Annotated in this window: 14 protein-coding genes; 9 read left to right on the forward strand and 5 right to left on the reverse strand. The window is 72.1% G+C overall.

Features of this window, described 5'->3' with window-relative positions; genetic code table 11:
- Positions 1-20: 20 nt before the first annotated feature.
- Together ABZ434_RS05190 and ABZ434_RS05195 are read right to left on the reverse strand one after the other, a co-directional pair.
- A complete protein-coding gene (locus ABZ434_RS05190; RefSeq protein WP_359132155.1) occupies positions 21-794 on the reverse strand; it encodes an SDR family oxidoreductase in 774 nt (257 codons plus the stop codon).
- A 156-nt stretch (positions 795-950) separates the two neighbouring features.
- Positions 951-1,622, reverse strand: coding sequence for an MOSC domain-containing protein (locus ABZ434_RS05195; RefSeq protein WP_359132239.1), 672 nt, complete (start codon positions 1,620-1,622; stop codon positions 951-953).
- Positions 1,623-1,711: 89 nt separating this feature from the next.
- On the opposite strand from ABZ434_RS05195, the gene ABZ434_RS05200 reads away from it, so the two are divergent.
- Positions 1,712-2,602 (forward strand): LysR family transcriptional regulator, encoded by an 891-nt coding sequence (locus tag ABZ434_RS05200; RefSeq protein ID WP_359132157.1) that lies wholly within the window; start codon positions 1,712-1,714, stop codon positions 2,600-2,602.
- Positions 2,603-2,668: 66 nt separating this feature from the next.
- Here the strand turns inward: ABZ434_RS05200 and ABZ434_RS05205 are convergent, their stop codons facing one another.
- Entirely contained in the window at positions 2,669-2,995 is a 327-nt protein-coding gene (locus ABZ434_RS05205; protein WP_018550557.1) for a WhiB family transcriptional regulator, read from the reverse strand.
- 411 nt (positions 2,996-3,406) lie between these two features.
- Between ABZ434_RS05205 and ABZ434_RS05210 the strand changes: the two genes are divergently transcribed.
- The 4 genes from ABZ434_RS05210 to ABZ434_RS05225 all read left to right on the forward strand — a co-directional run bounded on the left by ABZ434_RS05210 (position 3,407) and on the right by ABZ434_RS05225 (position 7,790).
- Positions 3,407-4,018, forward strand: a complete 612-nt coding sequence (locus ABZ434_RS05210; protein WP_003948568.1) for a response regulator transcription factor — start codon at positions 3,407-3,409, stop codon at positions 4,016-4,018.
- A gap of 336 nt (positions 4,019-4,354) precedes the next feature.
- Entirely contained in the window at positions 4,355-4,930 is a 576-nt protein-coding gene (locus ABZ434_RS05215; protein ID WP_359132159.1) for a sigma-70 family RNA polymerase sigma factor, read from the forward strand.
- 127 nt (positions 4,931-5,057) lie between these two features.
- The gene (gene guaB, locus ABZ434_RS05220) at positions 5,058-6,560 is read left to right on the forward strand and encodes an IMP dehydrogenase (RefSeq protein WP_359132162.1); all 1,503 of its coding nucleotides are present in this window, start codon (positions 5,058-5,060) and stop codon (positions 6,558-6,560) included.
- A gap of 105 nt (positions 6,561-6,665) precedes the next feature.
- Complete coding sequence (locus ABZ434_RS05225) at positions 6,666-7,790, forward strand: GuaB3 family IMP dehydrogenase-related protein (protein WP_015610798.1); 1,125 nt, start codon at positions 6,666-6,668, stop codon at positions 7,788-7,790.
- Between the two features lie 78 nt (positions 7,791-7,868).
- On the opposite strand, the gene ABZ434_RS05230 is transcribed toward ABZ434_RS05225, so the two are convergent.
- Complete coding sequence (locus ABZ434_RS05230) at positions 7,869-8,456, reverse strand: hypothetical protein (RefSeq protein ID WP_359132164.1); 588 nt, start codon at positions 8,454-8,456, stop codon at positions 7,869-7,871.
- Positions 8,457-8,562: 106 nt separating this feature from the next.
- The gene (locus ABZ434_RS05235; protein WP_359132167.1) at positions 8,563-9,825 is read right to left on the reverse strand and encodes a nucleotide sugar dehydrogenase; all 1,263 of its coding nucleotides are present in this window, start codon (positions 9,823-9,825) and stop codon (positions 8,563-8,565) included.
- Positions 9,826-10,073: 248 nt separating this feature from the next.
- Here ABZ434_RS05235 and ABZ434_RS05240 point away from each other — a divergent pair, with 248 nt between their 5' ends.
- The 4 genes from ABZ434_RS05240 (at position 10,074) to ABZ434_RS05255 (ending at position 18,967) form a co-directional block, all read left to right on the forward strand.
- Positions 10,074-11,780: a glycerol-3-phosphate dehydrogenase/oxidase gene (locus tag ABZ434_RS05240; protein ID WP_359132169.1), complete on the forward strand. Its 1,707-nt coding sequence runs from the start codon at positions 10,074-10,076 to the stop codon at positions 11,778-11,780.
- A gap of 508 nt (positions 11,781-12,288) precedes the next feature.
- Positions 12,289-14,238: a serine/threonine-protein kinase gene (locus ABZ434_RS05245; RefSeq protein ID WP_359132171.1), complete on the forward strand. Its 1,950-nt coding sequence runs from the start codon at positions 12,289-12,291 to the stop codon at positions 14,236-14,238.
- Between the two features lie 179 nt (positions 14,239-14,417).
- Positions 14,418-17,159, forward strand: coding sequence for a protein kinase (locus ABZ434_RS05250; protein ID WP_359132173.1), 2,742 nt, complete (start codon positions 14,418-14,420; stop codon positions 17,157-17,159).
- 131 nt (positions 17,160-17,290) lie between these two features.
- Entirely contained in the window at positions 17,291-18,967 is a 1,677-nt protein-coding gene (locus ABZ434_RS05255) for a serine/threonine-protein kinase (RefSeq protein WP_359132175.1), read from the forward strand.
- The last annotated feature ends 73 nt before the right edge of the window (positions 18,968-19,040 follow it).

Consider the following 19,040-nt stretch of genomic DNA (forward strand, 5'->3'; position numbering starts at 1 on the left):
TCATCCTCGCTCCCGGCCGCTCACCGCGGCCCGTACTTGCGGCCTGTCTTGGAGGTCACCCCTCCGAGCAGGCCGCGCGGCGTCACCTTCACCAGTCCCATCAGCGCCTTGTACCGCGCGTCGGGAATCGAGAGCGACTTGCCGCGCGCCAGGTCCGCCAGCGCCGTCGCCACCAGCTTGTCGGCGTCGAGCCACATCCAGCCAGGGATGTTGCCGGTGCCCATGCCGGCCCGCTGGTGGAACTCCGTCCGTACGAAGCCGGGGCAGAGTGCCATCAGCCGCACTCCGGAACCGGCCAGGTCCTTCGCCGCGCCCTGGGTGAACTGCACGACCCACGCCTTGGACGCCCCGTACGTGCCGCGCGGCACGAACGCGGCCACGGAGGCCACGTTCACGATGCCGCCCCTGCCCCGCTCCTTCATGCCGGCCGCGGCCGCCGAGGTCAGCCGCAGGACCGCCTCGCAGTGCACCTTCAGCATCGCCAGTTCGTCCGCCATGGGGACGTCGAGAAAGTGCCCCTTGTTGCCGAACCCGGCGTTGTTGACCAGCAGATCGACCGACTGCCTCCGGTCGGCCAGCCGGGCCTCGACGGCGGCGATCCCGTCGTCGAGGGACAGGTCCGCGGTCAGCACCTCGGCCTCGATGCCGTGCCGGTCGTGCAGTTCGGTGGCCTGTTCCCGCAGCCGGTCGGTGTCGCGGGCCACCAGCACGAGATTGTGCCCTTCGGCCGCGAGCCGCCGCGCGAAGGCGGCGCCGATGCCCGCGGTCGCGCCCGTAATCAGTGCAGTCGTCATACGCGGCACGTTAGCTCGCCGCCCGAGCCCCCGGACGACCCGCCCGCCGCGGGCCCGCGACAGTGTCCTCCCGGCCCGCGGCGCCGGTCCCCCGCCCTTCACCGCCGGCGCCCCGAACCGCACGTCGTGGACGGGGAAGCCGTGCCCGCACCCCCGTCAGGACGCCGCCGACTTCTCCGCGTGCGCGCGCGCCCTGCGCAGCGCTTCGGGGTGCAGCGCCTCGCCCGCCGCAAGCAGCAGCGGCAGCAGTTCGCGCTGGGTCGTCACCGCCCGGAACTGCATTTCCACCGTGACCTCGTGTTCCGGCCGGTGCACGATCTCGACCGGGTCGCCGGCCCGGATGCTGCCCGGCGTGATCACCCGGAAGTACGCCCCGGGGCCCGCCGCCTGCGTGAACCGCTTGACCCAGCGCGCCTCTTCGAGGTGGCCCGCGAACGTACGGCAGGGAATCCGGCCGGAGGTGACCTCCAGGACCAACTCGGCACCGATCCGCCAGCGCTCGCCGATCAGCGCGCCGCTGACGTCCAGACCGTTTGTGGTCAGGTTCTCACCGAACGTCCCATTGGCCAGCGGACGCCCCAGCTCCCGCTCCCACGCGTCGAGATCCTCGCGGGCGAAGGCGTACACCGCCTGGTGCGAGCCGCCGTGGTGGCGCAGGTCGCAGACCGCGTCCCCGGCCAGACCGCTGCCGCCCTCCCCCTTGGGCCCGGGGTCGCTGACCCGTATGAGCCCCTCGGCCGGGCGCTTGTCGATCCCGGTCATTCCGCCCGGGGAGTCGGTGTAGGGCGCCGCCACGGGGCGGCCCGCGTTCACGGTCAGCACAGTCATCGCAGTCATGCCCGAACGCTAGCGAACGCCAGCTCAAAGGTGCACGTCAATAATGCGCAGGCGACCCAAGAATCCCTTATATTAGGAGGGTGATCGAAGCCCGTCATCTCCGAGTCCTGCGAGCCGTGGCCGGCACCGGCTCCTTCTCCGCCGCCGCCCGCGAGCTCGGCTGCACCCAGCCCGCCGTGAGTCAGCAGATGAAGGCGCTCGAATCCTCGGCGGGCACCACGCTGCTCATCCGCACCGGACGCGAGATGCGGCTGACGCAGGCCGGGGAGGCGCTCGTACGCCACGCCTCGGGCATCCTCGCCGGGCTGACCGCCGCTGAGGAGGAGGTCGCCGCGATCGCCGGGCTGCGGGCCGGCCGGGTCCGGCTGGTCTCCTTCCCCAGCGGCAGCTCCACCCTGGTCCCGGGCGCCCTCGCGGCGCTCCGGGCCGCCCACCCCGGCACCCGGGTCTCCCTGGTCGAGGCCGAGCCGCCCCGCTCGGTGGAGATGCTGCGCGACGGCGACTGCGACATCGCACTGGCCTTCCGCTACGGCACGCAGGGCGCCGAGTGGGAGGACCTGGTGGTGCGGCCCCTGCTCACCGACCGGCTGATCGGTCTCGTTCCGGAGCGCCACCCGCTCGCGGACCGGGACGAGGTGGGCATCGGTGAACTCGCCGGGGAGCCGTGGATCGCCGGGTGTCCGCGCTGCCGGCGGCAGCTGGTGGAGGTCTGCGAGGCGTCCGGCTTCACCCCGCGGATCGACTTCGCCACCGACGACTACCCCGCCGTGATCGGTCTGGTCGGTGCGGGCCTCGGGGTGGCCGTCCTGCCGGCGCTGGCGATCGAGTCGGTACGCCCCAGGGGGGCCAGGACCGTGACGGTGGAGCCCGCCATCGAGCGCGAGATCGTCGCGCTGACCCTGCCCGACCTGGCGCAGGTCCCGGCCGTGGCGGCCACCCTGGACCAGCTGTCGCTGGCGGCTGCCCGCTGAGCGGTCCGCCCCGGGCCCGCGGGGTCCGGTGGAGAAACGTTTCTGTTGTCGTCCGGCGCGGCGGGGTCAGCCGTGCCCGGGCGGGGACGAGGGTGCCGCCGCGCTGATCAGGCGGTTGCGCGCCCTGCCCATGAGTTCTTCGCGTTCGTCCTCGGTCAGTCCTCCCCACACCCCGTAGGGCTCGCGTACCGCCAGTGCGTGGGCAGCGCACTCGGCGCGTACCGGGCAGCGCATGCAGACCTCTTTCGCGGAGGTCTCGCGGGCGCTCCGAGCGGCTCCGCGTTCCCCCTCGGGGTGGAAGAACAGTGAGCTGTCGACCCCTCGGCAGGCCGCCAGCAGCTGCCAGTCCCACAGATCGGCGTTGGGTCCGGGAAGGCGGGAGAAATCTGCCATTGCTTGTCCCCTCGAAACCATGCTGAGTCGGAAACGTCGTGGTCGTCCGTCGTGCCGTGCCCATGACCGTACATCTACGGTGTTAGTAGATGTAAATATGACTGATTGCGAATCTAGTCACAGACACCAGCAAAAGGGAAGAAAACCCGCTAAATGGGGCATGAGTTCCTGGGGAGTTTTCGGTTGACGGCTGGACGACCCGTGGCGCTCTCCTCCGTGGTCGTCCCTTCACGTAGAGTGCCGAACTCGGTCGTCCGACCCGTAACTCTTTCGAGTGACCGTCGTTGAGAGTGCGGAGGCGGTTGGCAGAGAAAGCGATCGGGCAGATGTCCGAGAGCGTCAACCGCACAGGTGACGACTTGTAACAGCCTGGAGGCACAAGGTGACGCGCATCAGCTGCGGAGGGCGGTCATGACATCCGTTCTCGTCTGCGACGATTCCCCGCTTGCCCGAGAAGCGCTCCGCCGCGCGGTCGCGACCGTGCCCGGCGTCGAGCGTGTGACGACGGCGGCCAACGGGGAGGAAGTCCTCCGCCGCTGGGGTGCCGACCGTTCGGACCTGATTCTCATGGACGTACGCATGCCCGGTCTGGGGGGAGTGGAGACCGTCCGTCGACTGCTCTCCGCCGACCCCGGGGCGCGGATCATCATGCTGACCGTCGCCGAGGACCTGGACGGGGTCGCGCTCGCGGTCGCCGCGGGAGCCCGCGGCTATCTGCACAAGGACGCCTCCCGGGCGGAGCTCAGGGCGACCGTCACCCAGGCCCTGGCCGATCCGACGTGGCGGCTCGCCCCGCGCCGGCTCCGGTCGGCCGAGATGGGTGCGGCGCCCACGCTCACGGCGCGTGAGATCCAGGTGCTCGAAGGAATGAGCCACGGCCGCTCCAACGCGGAGATCGGCCGCGAGCTGTTCCTGTCCGAGGACACGGTGAAGACGCACGCCCGGCGTCTGTTCAAGAAGCTCGGCGCCTCGGACCGCGCCCACGCGGTGGCGCTCGGTTTCCGCTGGGGCCTGGTCCGCTGAGGTCCGGTCCGCGGAGGCCCGGCCGTGACCGGCCGGCGATCCATTCCCCGTCCGCTCGCGGGCGGACGGGGTGACCCCGGGTGAGGGGTGCTGAGCAGGGTCGTGTCCCCGGACGCGACCCGTTCGTGCCCCGCCCGTGCAGCCCGCCGCCCCGCGGCATGTGACGCTTCCCGGCCGATGACGCATCCTTGAGACGTGGAGTTCCTCGGGAACGATTCGGTCGAGCGGAAGGGGAGGGCGCAGGACATGACTTCCGGCGCACCCGCTCATAACGCTTCAGTGCACAACTACGAACGCGGTGCCGCAGATGACGGGGCACCGGGGCACCATGGTTCGATGCGCGAGGACGGAACGACGGTGATCGGTGCACTGGTGCATCGCGCCGTCGAGGGCGACGCGCAGGCCACCCATGATCTGCTGGCCCACGTCCACCCCCTCGCGCTGCGCTACTGCAGGGCCCGGCTCAACCGGCTGCCCGGTGATGCCCGTCACTTCGTGGAGGACCTGGCGCAGGAGGTCTGTGTCGCGGTGCTGATGGCACTGCCGCGGTACAAGGACACCGGCAGGCCCTTCGAAGCCTTCGTCTTCGCCATCGCCGGCCACAAGGTGGCCGATCTCCAGCGCGCCGCGATGCGGCACCCGGGTTCGACCGCGGTGCCCTCCGACGAGATGCCGGAGCGGCCGGACGACTCGCTCGGGCCCGAGGAGCGGGCGCTGCTCAGCAGCGATGCCGCCTGGGCCAAGAAACTCCTCGCCAACCTTCCGGAGAACCAGCGCGAGCTGCTCGTCCTGCGGGTCGCCGTCGGGCTCACCGCCGAGGAGACCGGACAGATGCTCGGCATGTCGCCGGGTGCCGTGCGGGTCGCCCAGCACCGTGCCCTGAGCCGGCTGCGGGCCCTCGCGGAACAGTGACACAGGCCCTGCCCGGGCCCGTAGAAAGCTACAGAACCGCCCGGTGATCTTGCCCGTGGAATGAGACACCTCCAGAGGCCGTTAGCATGGACATCCGCACCGATCAAGGCCATTTGGGGAAGGTGTCATGACTGCAAACGTCGACGGAGTGCCCGAGAAGTTCGCGACGCTCGGGCTGACATACGACGACGTGCTGCTGCTGCCGGGCGCATCTGAAGTGCTGCCCAACGCGGTCGACACCTCGACGCTCATCTCGCGGAACGTACGCGTGAACATCCCGCTGCTCTCCGCCGCGATGGACAAGGTGACCGAAGCGCGCATGGCCATCGCCATGGCCCGTCAGGGCGGCGTCGGTGTCCTCCACCGCAATCTCTCGATCGAGGACCAGGTCAACCAGGTCGACCTGGTGAAGCGGTCCGAGTCCGGCATGGTCACCGACCCGATCACGGTCGGCCCGGACGCCACCCTCGGCGACGCCGACGCGCTCTGCGCCAAGTTCCGCATCAGCGGTGTCCCGGTCACCGACCCGGCGGGCAAGCTGCTCGGCATCGTCACCAACCGCGACATGGCCTTCGAGTCGGACCGTTCGCGCCAGGTGCGCGAGGTCATGACGCCGATGCCGCTGGTCACCGGCCGGGTCGGCATCTCCGGCGTGGACGCCATGGAGCTGCTGCGCCGCCACAAGATCGAGAAGCTGCCGCTGGTCGACGAGGCGGGCATCCTCAAGGGCCTCATCACGGTCAAGGACTTCAAGAAGGCCGAGCAGTACCCGGGCGCGGCCAAGGACGCCGAGGGCCGGCTGCTCGTCGGCGCGGCCGTCGGTGCCAGCCCGGAGGCGCTGGACCGCGCCCAGGCGCTGGCCGGGGCCGGCGTGGACTTCCTGATCGTCGACACCTCGCACGGCCACAACAGCAACGCCCTCAACTGGATGGCGAAGATCAAGTCGGCCGTGAACGTGGACGTCATCGGCGGCAACGTCGCGACCCGCGACGGCGCCCAGGCCCTGATCGACGCCGGCGTGGACGGCGTCAAGGTGGGCGTCGGACCCGGTTCGATCTGTACCACCCGTGTGGTCGCCGGTATCGGCGTCCCGCAGGTCACCGCGATCTACGAGGCCGCGCTGGCCGCCCGTGCGGCGGGCGTCCCGGTCATCGGCGACGGCGGCCTCCAGTACTCCGGCGACATCGGCAAGGCGCTCGCCGCCGGTGCCGACAGCGTGATGCTGGGCTCCCTGCTCGCGGGTTGCGAGGAGTCGCCGGGCGAGCTCCTCTTCATCAACGGCAAGCAGTTCAAGTCGTACCGCGGCATGGGTTCGCTGGGCGCGATGCAGTCCCGCGGCCAGGGCCGCTCGTACTCGAAGGACCGCTACTTCCAGGCCGAGGTCTCCTCCGACGACAAGCTCGTCCCCGAGGGCATCGAGGGCCAGGTCCCCTATCGCGGCCCGCTGGCCAACGTCCTGCACCAGCTCGTCGGCGGTCTCCGCCAGACGATGGGGTACGTGGGCGCGGCGTCCGTCGACGAGATGGAGAGCAAGGGCCGCTTCGTACGGATCACCTCGGCGGGTCTCAAGGAGAGCCACCCGCACGACATCCAGATGACGGTCGAAGCACCGAACTACAGCAGGAAGTAACGCGACAGCGCAGGTGAGGGGCGGTCCGGCATTCCCGGGACCGCCCCTCCTTGCTGTGTCGGGGATACTGGACAACGCAGACGTAGAGGGAAAGGCCACACCATCGTGACTGAGATCGAGATCGGGCGCGGCAAGCGCGGCCGCCGGGCATACGCATTCGACGACATCGCCGTCGTCCCGAGCCGCCGGACCCGCGACCCGAAGGAGGTCTCGATCGCCTGGCAGATCGACGCCTACCGCTTCGAGCTGCCGTTCCTGGCCGCTCCCATGGACTCCGTGGTCTCCCCGCAGCACGCCATCCGCATCGGTGAGCTCGGCGGGCTCGGCGTGCTCAACCTGGAAGGCCTGTGGACCCGGCACGCCGACCCGCAGCCGCTCCTCGACGAGATCGCCGAGATGCCCGTCGAGGCCGCGACCCGCCGGCTCCAGGAGATCTACTCCGCCCCCATCCAGGAGGAGCTGATCGGTCAGCGCATCAAGGAGGTGCGCGACTCCGGTGTCGTCACCGCCGCCGCGCTCTCCCCGCAGCGCACCGCGCAGTTCTCCAAGGCCGTCGTCGACGCGGGTGTGGACATCTTCGTCATCCGCGGTACGACGGTCTCCGCGGAGCACGTCTCGGGTGCGGCCGAGCCGCTCAACCTGAAGCAGTTCATCTACGAGCTGGACGTCCCGGTGATCGTCGGCGGCTGCGCCACGTACACCGCGGCCCTGCACCTGATGCGTACGGGCGCGGCCGGTGTCCTCGTCGGCTTCGGCGGCGGCGCCGCGCACACCACGCGCAACGTCTTCGGCATCCAGGTCCCGATGGCGACCGCGGTCGCCGACGTGGCCGGGGCCCGCCGTGACTACATGGACGAGTCCGGCGGCCGGTACGTGCACGTGATCGCGGACGGCGGCGTCGGCTGGTCCGGCGACCTGCCCAAGGCCATCGCCTGCGGCGCGGACGCCGTGATGATGGGCTCCCCGCTCGCCCGGGCGACGGACGCGCCGGGCCGCGGCCGCCACTGGGGCATGGAGGCCGTCCACGAGGACGTGCCGCGCGGCAAGCTGGTCGACCTCGGCTCCGTCGGGACGACGGAGGAGGTCCTCACCGGTCCTTCGCACACGCCCGACGGCTCGATGAACATCTTCGGCGCCCTGCGCCGGGCGATGGCGACGACGGGGTACAGCGACCTCAAGGAGTTCCAGCGCGTCGAGGTGACGGTGGCGGACTCGCAGCACCGCCGCTGACCGCACGGAGCATGACGGGAGGGCCCGGACCGCGATCGCGGTCCGGGCCCTCCCGTGTGTCCTGCCTGCGGTCCGCGACTAGTCGGACGTCTTGCGGGCCGTGGAGAACGCGACCACGGCGGCGACCACGAAGAACACGAAGCTCATGGCGTCGGAGTCTTCCTTCCACACCGTGTTCAGGTCGCTGAAGTGCTCGGTGAAGATCTCGGTGACCGAGAGCGGCAGCTGCTTGCTGATGATGATCGCCTCACCGAGCAGCTGGCCCAGGTAGACGCCGACCAGCGCGAGGACGCCACTGATGACCGGCAGGGCCGGGTTGCGGCCGCCGAGCTTGCCGGCGGCGAAGCCGACGATGGCGCCGACACCCACGGCCGCGTAGCCGATCTCGTGCTTCGTGGCGCCGATGATCGCACCGTAGATGCCCGCCGCCACGAGCGCCGCGACGAGCGCGACGACAATGCCGAGGCCCACGTTGTTGCGCGCCGGCGCGACCGGGGCGAACGGTGCGCCCCCGCCGAACGGAGCGCCGACGGGCTGCTGGCCCGCGAACGGGTTGCCGGTCGGGGCGCCGGGCTGGACGGGCTGGCCGGGCTGCGCGGCGTACGGGTTGCCGGGCTGCGGCTGGGCGTCGTACGGCTGGTTCGGCGGTGGTACGGGCGTGCTCATGGTGGGTTCCCCCTGGGACTGTGGCGCACGAGTGTGCGATGAGTGACGCCGCAGGCTAGCAGTCGGTTCCGACATCGACCCACCGGAATCCTTGGGGGGACTGCGATCAAAGCCGGTGCGCGGCTCCTGCCGGTGTCGCTCCACGGGTGTCGAGGAGGAGTTGCGCCTTCACGGCCAGGCCCTGGAGGTCGTAGGTGCGGTGGTGCTGGAGCAGCACCGTCAGATCGGCGCTGGAGGCGGCTTCGTAGAGCGAATCGGCACGGGGGACCGGGAGTTCGCGTACGCGCCAGTCCAGAACGTGCGGATCGTGGTAGCCGACCTGGGCGCCCATGTCCATCAGCCGGGTGGCGATCTCGTGGGCGGGCGAGGCCTCCTGGTCGGCGAGGTCGGGTTTGTAGGTGACGCCCAGGAGGAGGATCCGGGCGCTCCGGACGGATTTCCCGTGCTCGTTGAGAAGGGTGGCGCAGCGCTGGATCACGTACTGCGGCATCCGGTCGTTGATCTCCTGGGCGAGCGAGACCATCCGCAGCGGGTGGCCGGGCGTGCGGCTGTTGTACGGGCAGTAGCCGGGGTCGACCGGCGCGCCGTGGCCGCCGACGCCGGGGCCCGGACGGAAGGGCTGGAAGCCGAAGGGTTTGGTCTCGGCGCACCGGATGACGTCCCACAGGTCGACGCCGAGGTCGTGGCAGAGCACGGCCATCTCGTTGACCAGGGCGATGTTGACGTGCCGGAAGTTGGTCTCCAGGACCTTCGTCATCTCGGCCTCGCGCGGGCCGCGGGCGCGGACGACCTTGTCGGTGAGCCGGCTGTAGAAGGCGGCGGCCGATTCGGTGCAGGCGGGGGTGAGGCCGCCGATGACCTTGGGGGTGTTGGCGTAGACGTGGGTGCGGTTGCCGGGGTCGAGCCGGCTGGGGGAGTGGGCGAGGTGGAAGTCGCGTCCGCCGCGCAGCCCGGAGCCCTCTTCGAGGAGGGGGAGCAGGAAGTTCTCGGTGGTGCCGGGATGGACGGCCGATTCGAGGAGCACGGTGGTGTGCGGGCGCAGCCGGGCGGCCAGGGCGCGGGCCGCGTCGGCCACGCCGTCTAGGTCGAGGGTGCGGTCGGCACCGAGGGGGGTGGGGGCGCAGATCACAGCGGTACGGACCCGGCCCAGCTCGGCCGGGTCGGTGGTGGGGCGGAATCCGCCGGAGAGCATCCGCCGGATGTCGGAGGCGGTGAGCGATCCCTCGACGGGGGTGCGGCCCGCGGAGAGTTCCGCGAAGGCCCGGGGGTCGGTGTCGTAGCCGATGGTCTGGATACCGGCGGCGACGGCGGCTTGGGCGAGGGGCAGGCCGAGGTGACCGAGTCCGATGACGGCGAGGTCTGCAGGCACGTGGGTGGCCGTCCTTCCCTAAGACCATGAAGACGGAAAGCGCAACTGCTGGGGACAGCGCAATGTCAGACTAGGCGTAAATATGACCTATATGTCGCATTGTGCGGCCCCTGTCGTCCGGGTGTTGTCCACAGGCGGTGGCTGAAGTTGCGGAGCACGGACAGAATCGAGAGGTGGGCACGGGCACCCGACCCCGCGGTCGGACCGCATCCCCGTGCCGGACCACCCCGATCTACCGGGAGGCAGCAGTGAGGACAGCGACACTGGGACCCGCGGAGCGCGCCGAGGCGCTCGCCGCGATGGCCGAGCGCGAACTGGACGTGCTGGTCGTGGGGGCGGGCGTGGTCGGCGCCGGGACGGCACTCGACGCGGTGACGAGAGGGCTCTCGACGGGGCTGGTCGAGGCGCGCGACTGGGCGTCCGGCACGTCGAGCAGGTCGAGCAAGCTGATCCACGGCGGGCTGCGCTATCTGGAGATGCTCGACTTCGCGCTCGTCCGCGAGGCGCTCAAGGAGCGCGGGCTGCTGCTGGAGCGGCTGGCCCCGCACCTGGTGAAGCCGGTGCCGTTCCTCTATCCGTTGCAGCACAAGGGCTGGGAGCGGCTGTACGCCGGTTCCGGCGTCGCGCTGTACGACGCGATGTCGGTGTCGTCCGGGCACGGCCGCGGACTGCCCGTGCACCGGCACCTCTCGCGCCGCCGGGCCCTGCAGGTCGCGCCGGCGCTGAAGCGGGACGCCCTGGTGGGGGCCCTGCAGTACTACGACGCCCAGATGGACGACGCCCGCTATGTGGCGACTCTGGTGCGCACCGCCGCCGGGTACGGCGCGCAGGTGGCGAACCGGGCGCGGGTGATCGGCTTCCTCCGGGAGGGCGAGCGGGTCGTCGGCGCCCGCGTGGAGGACGTCGAGGAGGGCGGTACGTACGACGTCAGGGCCAAACAGGTGGTCAACGCCACCGGCGTCTGGACGGATGACACCCAGGCGCTGATCGGTGAGCGCGGACAGTTCCACGTACGGGCGTCCAAGGGCATCCATCTGGTCGTCCCGAAGGACCGCATCCACTCCTCCACGGGCCTGATCCTGCGGACCGAGAAGTCCGTCCTGTTCGTCATCCCGTGGGGGCGGCACTGGATCGTCGGCACGACGGACACCGACTGGGACCTGGACAAGGCGCATCCCGCCGCGTCCAGCGCGGACATCGACTATCTGCTCGAACACGTCAACTCGGTCCTGTCCACCCCGCTGACCAGGGACGACGTCCAGGGCGTCTATGCGGGGCTGCGCCCGCTGCTGGCCGGCGAGTCGGACGCGACCAGCAAGCTGTCGCGCGAGCACACGGTGGCCCACCCGCTGCCGGGCCTCGTCGTCGTCGCGGGCGGCAAGTACACGACGTACCGGGTGATGGCCAAGGACGCCGTGGACGAGGCGGTGCACGGCCTCGACCAGCGGGTCGCGGAGTGCGTCACCGAGGACATCCCGCTGCTGGGAGCCGAGGGATACCGCGCCCTGTGGAACGCGCGGGCCAGGATCGCCGCCCGGACCGGCCTCCACGTCGCCCGGGTGGAGCACCTGCTGAACCGGTACGGCTCCATGACCGAGGAGATCCTGGAGCTGATCGTCGCCGACCCGGTGATGGGCGAGCCGCTGCCGGCCGCCGACGACTATCTGAAGGCCGAGATCGTCTACGCGGCCTCGCACGAGGGTGCCCGCCACCTCGACGACGTACTGACCCGGCGCACCCGGATCTCCATCGAGACCTTCGACCGCGGCACCCGCTCCGCACAGTTGTGCGCGGAGCTCATGGCGGGGGTGCTCGGCTGGGACCGGGGCCGGATCGAGCGGGAGGTCACCCACTACGAGAAGAGGGTGGAGGCGGAGCGGGAGTCGCAGCGCCAGCCCGACGACCTGACGGCGGACGCGGCACGGCTCGGGGCGCCGGACATCGTGCCCATCTAGCGTGTGTCCGCCCTCGGCCCGTGCGGAGTCGTCCCGCGACGCCGCACGGGGCAGACCCCCGGCTGCCACGGCAGCGGACAGCCGGACCTGCCGCCACGCCCCGCTCCTCGGTCGCCTGCCGCCGGCCGGGTGGGGCGGCGGCGCGAGCGTGCACGGAACTCCGGCCTCGGCAGCGCGGGTTCGAGTGGGGCGGCAGGGCACGGGGCGCGGCCCTGGGGGCGGTGCGCCGGAGCGGCCCGGGAATGCCGCGGTTCGGAGCGTCGCCCCGGACGGCGGGTCGTGGTAGGCAGGAGGGGTGTCCGGGCGGGATGTGGTTCTCTGGGCGGAGCAGAGGCGGAGGCAGAGCGGGAGTTCACGGTCGCGGCGAGGCAGCGCCGTGTGGACGGGCCCGACCGGAAATCCCTTTCGCGGGCCACTTATGACGGTCCCCGGACCCGGCACCAGGACCGGTCCCGGGGTGAGGGACAATGAACGCTCTGCCAGGGCGGGTTGATCGCAGAGGGGACGCATGTCGGAGGCGGAGCAGGCACGGGAGCCCCAACGGGACAAGGACGGACGTCTTCTCGCGGGGCGGTACCGGCTCGGAGAGGTGCTCGGCCGGGGCGGAATGGGCACGGTCTGGCGCGCCGTCGACGAGACGTTGGGCCGCACGGTCGCGGTCAAGGAACTGCGGTTCCCGTCGGCCATCGACGACGACGAGAAGCGTCGGCTCATCACGCGCACACTGCGCGAGGCCAAGGCGATCGCCCGGATCCGTAACAACGGCGCGGTCACCGTCTACGACGTGGTCGACGAGGACGACCGGCCGTGGATCGTCATGGAACTCATCGAGGGCAAGTCACTGGCCGAGGCGGTGCGTGAGGACGGCGTCCTGACGCCGAAGCGGGCGGCCGAGGTCGGCCTCGCCATCCTCGACGTGCTGCGCTCGGCGCACCGCGAGGGCATCCTGCACCGCGACGTGAAGCCGTCCAACGTGCTGATCGCCGAGGACGGCCGGGTCGTGCTGACCGACTTCGGGATCGCCCAGGTCGAGGGCGACCCGTCGGTCACCTCCACCGGCATGCTCGTCGGCGCCCCCTCGTACATCTCGCCGGAGCGCGCCCGCGGCCACAAGCCCGGCCCGCCCGCCGACCTGTGGTCGCTCGGCGGACTGCTGTACGCGAGCGTCGAGGGCTGCCCGCCGTACGACAAGGGGTCCGCGATCGCGACCCTGACCGCCGTGATGACCGAGCCGCTCGACCCGCCGAAGAACGCGGGCCCGCTGGAGGAGGTCATCTACGGGCTGCTCGCCCGGGACCCGGAGCAGCGGCTCGACGACGCGGGCGCGCGCGCCCTGCTCAACGACGTGATCGAGGCCCTGGAGCAGCCGGAGGCCCCGGTTCCGCCGCCGGCCGACGCCACCCAGGTGATGGCGCTCCCCAAGAACGTGGCCGGCGCCACGCCCCGGGCGGCGCAGAAGTCCGGTGACACGGGCGAGGGCGCCCGGGACCGGCTGCGCGGGGCGCTGCGCTCCGCGCGGAACGCGAAGGCGGCGCCCGCGGCGGCCGCCGCCGGTGCCGTGGCCTCCGCTCCGGCCCGGCCGGCCACGGCTCCCACGACGGCCACGGCCTCCCCCTCGGGGGCGGTACCGCCGCCGCGTCCGGCCACCTCGCCGGTCACCCCCCGCGCGTCCCTCACGGACGTGGTTCCCCGCCGCACCCTGGCGATCATCGCGGCCGTCATCGTGCTCGCCGTGCTCGGTACGGTCCTCGCGCTCACGCTCGGCGGGGGCGACGAGGGCTCCGGCAACGCGGGCAAGGCCAAGGACGGCGCGTCCGCCACGGCCGGTTCCTCCGCCGGCAGCGGCTCCGGCGGCTCCGGCGGCACCGCCGACACGGAGCAGGGCAGCGGCAAGGAGCAGGGCAAGGAGGACGACCAGGGGACGGACGGCGGTCAGGGCGGTAGCGACGACTCCGGCAAGGGATCCGACGACTCGCAGGGCGACAAGCGGGACGACGCCGTACCCGCCGGCTACAAGGCGGTGGAGAACAAGAAGTTCCACTTCTCCATGGTGATGCCCAAGGACTTCCGTTTCGACAAGACGGCGGGCGACAACTCCGGCGCCATATACAACGTCAGCGGCGGCTTTCCCCGGATCCAGGTCGACTACACCGACTCGCCCGGCGGCGACGCCGCCGCGGCCTGGAACGCGGCCAGGGCCGCCGTGGCCGGCACCAGTAACGGGTACCACCATCTCGGCATAAACAAGGTGCAGTACAAGGGCTACCCGACGGTCGCCGACTGGCAGTTCGAACGCACGCAGCAGGGGCAGCGGGTCCGGGTGCTCAACCGGGGATTCAAGGTCGACGCCGGTCATGGGTACGCGATCATGATCAGCTGCCCGGCCGACGCGTGGGACAGCACGGAGTGCCGGACGCTGCGCAGGACGGCGTTCGACACGTTCAAGCCGCTCGACTGAGCCGAGCCGTCCGGCCGGGTTGCGCCGACCCTGCCGCGCGGCCGCCTCTTGCCACGTATTGTGAGAGCTCGAAGACCGTACGCAGCCGAAACCGCAAGGCAATTGCACAGTAAGTGACCGCAATTGACGGCATTGTGCGGTCTACGTGACCGGGGGACAGCGCGCTCTGGGGAGGCGTCGTGGACGACTATGCGGGTCGGGTGCTTGCCGACCGCTACCGCCTTCCGCTGCCCCCGTCCGACGAGTACGAACTGGTCGAGACCCGGGCGTTCGACACCTACAGCGGCCAGGAGGTGCTGGTCCGTCAGGTGCCGTTGCCGGAGGTCGTGGACGCCGAGGTGCTCGACGCGGACGGGCTGCCCACGGCGGCGCGGCGGGCCGGCGGGCGGACGGTGCGGCGGTCCGGCGATCCCGCGGTGCGACGCGCCATCGAGGCCGCCCAGGCGGCGGCCCAGGTGCCCGACCATCCGCGCCTGGACCAGGTCTTCGACGTGTTCGCGGAGGCGGGTTCCCTCTGGATCGTGAGCGAACTGGTGGCGGCGCGGCCGCTGGCCGCCCTGCTCGCGGAGCGCCCGCTCAATCCCTACCGGGCCGCCGAGATCGGCTCCGACGTCCTGACCGCGCTGCGCGTCCTGCACGCCCACGGCTGGACCCACCGCAACATCACCGTGCGCACGGTGCTCATCTGCGACGACGGGCGCGTCGTGCTGACCGGCCTGGCGGCGGGAGCGGCCGAGGAGGCCCTCTGCGGGTACGTGCCGGTGCCGCGCACCGACGACGACGACGGCGCGGACGGTTACGGCGGTCCCGCGGTCGAGTCCGGCCCCACGGGCCCGTACGCCCCGCCCGCGCCCGCGGCGGAGGACACCGGCCCGTACGGCCTGCCGGGGGCGGCGGAGCCCGACGGTTCCGATCCGTACGGCCCCCGTGCCGTCGAGCCGGGGCCTGCCGGTCCGTACGGTCCGCCCGAGGTGCCCGGTTCCCGGGGACCCGCGGCCATCGAGTCGGGGCCCGGGGGCGGTCCCGGGCAGCCCAACGGAGCCGGCGAGCTGGAGGCCGTGCGCCGCCCGTCGCCGCCCGCCGCCCTGCCCCTTCCGGCCTCCGAGGACGGCACCGCGCGGGCGCGGGCCGCGCGTGCGGGAGCCATCGCCGCGTACCGGGCCGGCGCCCGCGCCGCCGCCCGCGTCAGCGAGGAGGAGCGCCGGGCGGGAACGGACGAGGCGCAGGACACCGGCACCCTCCCGGTCCAGCGACCCACGCACCCGCGGCAGCCCCTCGGCCGGCCAGGCACCCCGGACGCCTACGAGGACCTGTACGACGACGAGGACGCGTACGACGACGACGGCGACGACGGCCCGCCGCCCCGGCGGCTCCACCTGACCGGTTCCTGGGACGACGGCCCCGGCCGCGGGCGCCCGGTGCCCGCCGGGGGCTCCAACGAGGACGCCCTGCGCGCCGACTCCCGGCGTCAGGGCGCCACCCCGTCCGCTCGCCCGCAACTGCCCGCCACCACCCGGGAGGCCTCCCCGGGCCGCTGGGACGAGATCGTCGCCGGCAGCCGCGACACGTCCGCCTACCGCGGTCCCGCCACCACCCTGGCCGCCGAGCGCGCGCGGCAGGCCCGGATCGCCGTCGTCGGCGCGGTCACCGAGCGCTGGGCGCCCGAGCAGGCCGGCCCGGTACACGGGAACTGGCAGCTGGCACCGCCCATCGGCCCTTCCACCGACCTCTGGGCGCTGGGCGCGCTGCTCTACCGCGCCGTGCAGGGCCACGCCCCGTACCCCGAGGAGAACGCCGCCGAACTCGTCCAGATGGTCTGCGGCGAACCGCCGGCCTTCGCAGAGGAGTGCGGCGCGCTGCGGCCGGTCGTCGAGTCGCTGCTGCGCCAGGACCCCGACGAGCGCCCGGACTTCGAGGAGCTGCGTGGCTGGCTGCGCTCCCTCGTGCGATCGGCGCCCGAGCCGGAGGCCGGTCTCGACGTCGTGCCGCTGCCCTCCGCCGACGCCACCCGGCTGCCCGTCGTGCGCCGCCGCGGTGAACTCGTCCGCAAGCGGCGGGGCCGCCGTGGCGGGGCGGCGCACGGCCGTCACCGCCACACCAAGGAACGGCTGGAACCCGCGGAGCGGGCCGCACCGCAGCTCCGGGAGCCCAGGAACCCCAGGCCGCCGCGCGAGCCCAAGGGCCCCAAGGCGCTGCGCACCCCGCCCCGCCCGCAGCAGGGCGGGACCCGCGCGCCGCGCCGGCTCGGCCGGCTGCTGCTCGTCCTGATCCTGCTGCTCCTGGCCGCGGCGGTCGCGTACGCGGTGATGTTCATGCCCAGGTCCGGTACGGAGTCCGGGGCCGGCGTCACACCCTCCCGTACCGCGTCCGGCGCACCCGAGGACGGCGGTCAGGACACCGGGGAGCCGTCCCCCTCGCGCTCCTCCGGCGCACAGCAGCCGCAGACCAGCCGCTCCGCCGTCGCACTCGCACCCGGCTACACCCTGCGCAAGGACCCCGAGGGCTTCGAGGTCGGTGCGCCCAAGGGATGGCAGCGCAGCCCCGCCAACGCGGACCGTCAGATCCGTTACGGGAGCGACGGCTTCAGCCTCCTCGTCGTCCCCGGGCGTGACACCGTGAAGGCGGGCGGCGCCGATCCGCTCGACTACCAGCGGAACAAGGAGCCGGAGTTGAAGCAGTTCCGCGACTCCAGCTGGGCGTCGGCGAGCGGGCTGCGCCGGATCGACGTCGGACGGCAGGCCATGGCGGAGGGTCAGTTCACCTGGCAGGACGCCGACGGCCGCGAGGTCTACGTCCGCAACCTGGTGATGGCTGTCGACGGCCGCTACCACATTCTCCAGGTCATCGGCCCGGAGGACCAGCGCGACAAGGTGACCGAAATCTACCAACAGGCCACCGCCTCCTACCGTGTGACGAAGTGAATTAGAAGGGCCCGGCGCCGCGCGGGGCCGGGAGCGACAAGCATCACAGTGCGATCTCGTGAGCGGTGCGAGGTTCCGTGGCCGTACTTCCCCTCCGTAACCTGGCATCCGAAGGAACGGGGCGGGGACACGTGGATCGATCACAGGGCACGGAAGCGGGACTGCTGCTGGCCGGGAGGTACCGGCTGGGCGAGGTCCTGGGACGCGGCGGCATGGGCAAGGTCTGGCGCGCCCATGACGAGGTGCTGCACCGCACCGTCGCCGTCAAGGAGCTGACCGCCGGGCTGTACGTCGCGGAGGCGGACCGGGTCGTGCTGCACGCGCGCACCCAGAAGGAGGCCCGCGCCGCCGCCCGCATCACGCACCCCGGCGTGGTCACCGTGCATGACGTGATCGAGTACGACAACCGGCCGTGGATCGTCATGCAGTACGTCGACGGCCCGTCACTCGCCGATCAGACCAAGGAGTCCGGCGAGACCGAGCCCCGCGAGGCGGCCAGGATCGGACTCCACGTCCTGGGCGCCCTGCGTGCCGCGCACGGGGCCGGGGTGCTGCACCGCGACGTGAAGCCGGGCAACGTCCTGCTCGCCCGGGACGGGCGGGTCCTGCTCACCGACTTCGGGATCGCGGCGATAGAGGGCGACTCGACCATCACCAGGACCGGTGAACTGGTCGGCTCCATCGACTACCTGGCGCCCGAGCGGGTCCGCGGCGGCGATCCGGGTCCCGCGTCCGACCTGTGGTCGCTGGGCGCCACGCTGTACACCGCGGTCGAGGGCCGCTCGCCGTTCCGGCGCACCTCCCCGATCTCCACGATGCAGGCCGTCGTCACCGAGGAACCGCCCGTTCCCACACGGGCCGGGGCGCTCGGCCACGTCATCACGGCGCTGCTCCGCAAGGAACCCGGCGACCGGCCGTCGGCCGAGGAGACGGAGCGGATGCTGCTGGAGGCCATGGAGGGGCGCGAGCCCCGGTCGGCCCAGGCGTACGTCCCCACCCAGCGGGTCCCCGAGGAGGCCGTGCACGCGATGGGCTCCGACGGCGCCTCCGGTGGCGGGATGCCGAGCGGCGGCACGGCCCGGCTGCCCTACCCCGGGCCCGTCCCGGCCCCCGGCACCGCACCGGTGACCCGGCGCAGCCGCGGCCGCTGGCGGACCACGGTCGTCGTCATCGCGCTGGCGGCGCTGGTGGGCGGTGGCGCGGGCATCGCCGCGATGATGTACGCGAACCGTGCGGACGCGGAGAAGGGCAGCGGCGGCACGGCCTCCCACGGGACCCGGTCGCCGGGCCCCGTCACCCCCAGCCCCACGCCGACTCCCACGACGGAGTCGGACGCGGCGAAGGACGGCGTACCGGACGGCTGGCGGCGGGTGCAGGACCCCGCCGGGTTCAGCATCCTCATGCCGATCGGCTGGGAGCGCCGGGTGGAGGGCACCAACATCGACTACACCCCGGACGACGGTGTGCACTACTTCCGCTACAGCGTGGACCCGGCCCCCGACTTCGAGGACTCGTACACGCACATGCAGAACCTGGAGACGAGTCTGCGCGAGCGGCTGCCGGACTACCGGAGCCTGGAGATGAACAGCAACGTCTACCGTGACTGCCCCGGATCCATCTGGGAGTTCACCTGGACCGAGAAGGACGGCGTCGGCCCGCGGCACGCCATCGACCAGATGTACTACGCGCAGGAGGGCGGCCCGGAGTACGCGCTGTACATGACCGGGCCGGAGTCCGACTGGGACGTCACCCGGGACCGCTTCAACACGATGCTGCGCAGCTGGCGTGCGCCGGAGGATTCCAACTGATCCCGGCCGGCTCCTGCGGGGCCTGCCCGGTCGGTGATGCCGGGGGATATACCCCCTGATCAGCGGTTATCGA

This window comes from Streptomyces sp. NPDC005761 (genome assembly GCF_040630635.1).
Classification (GTDB): domain Bacteria; phylum Actinomycetota; class Actinomycetes; order Streptomycetales; family Streptomycetaceae; genus Streptomyces.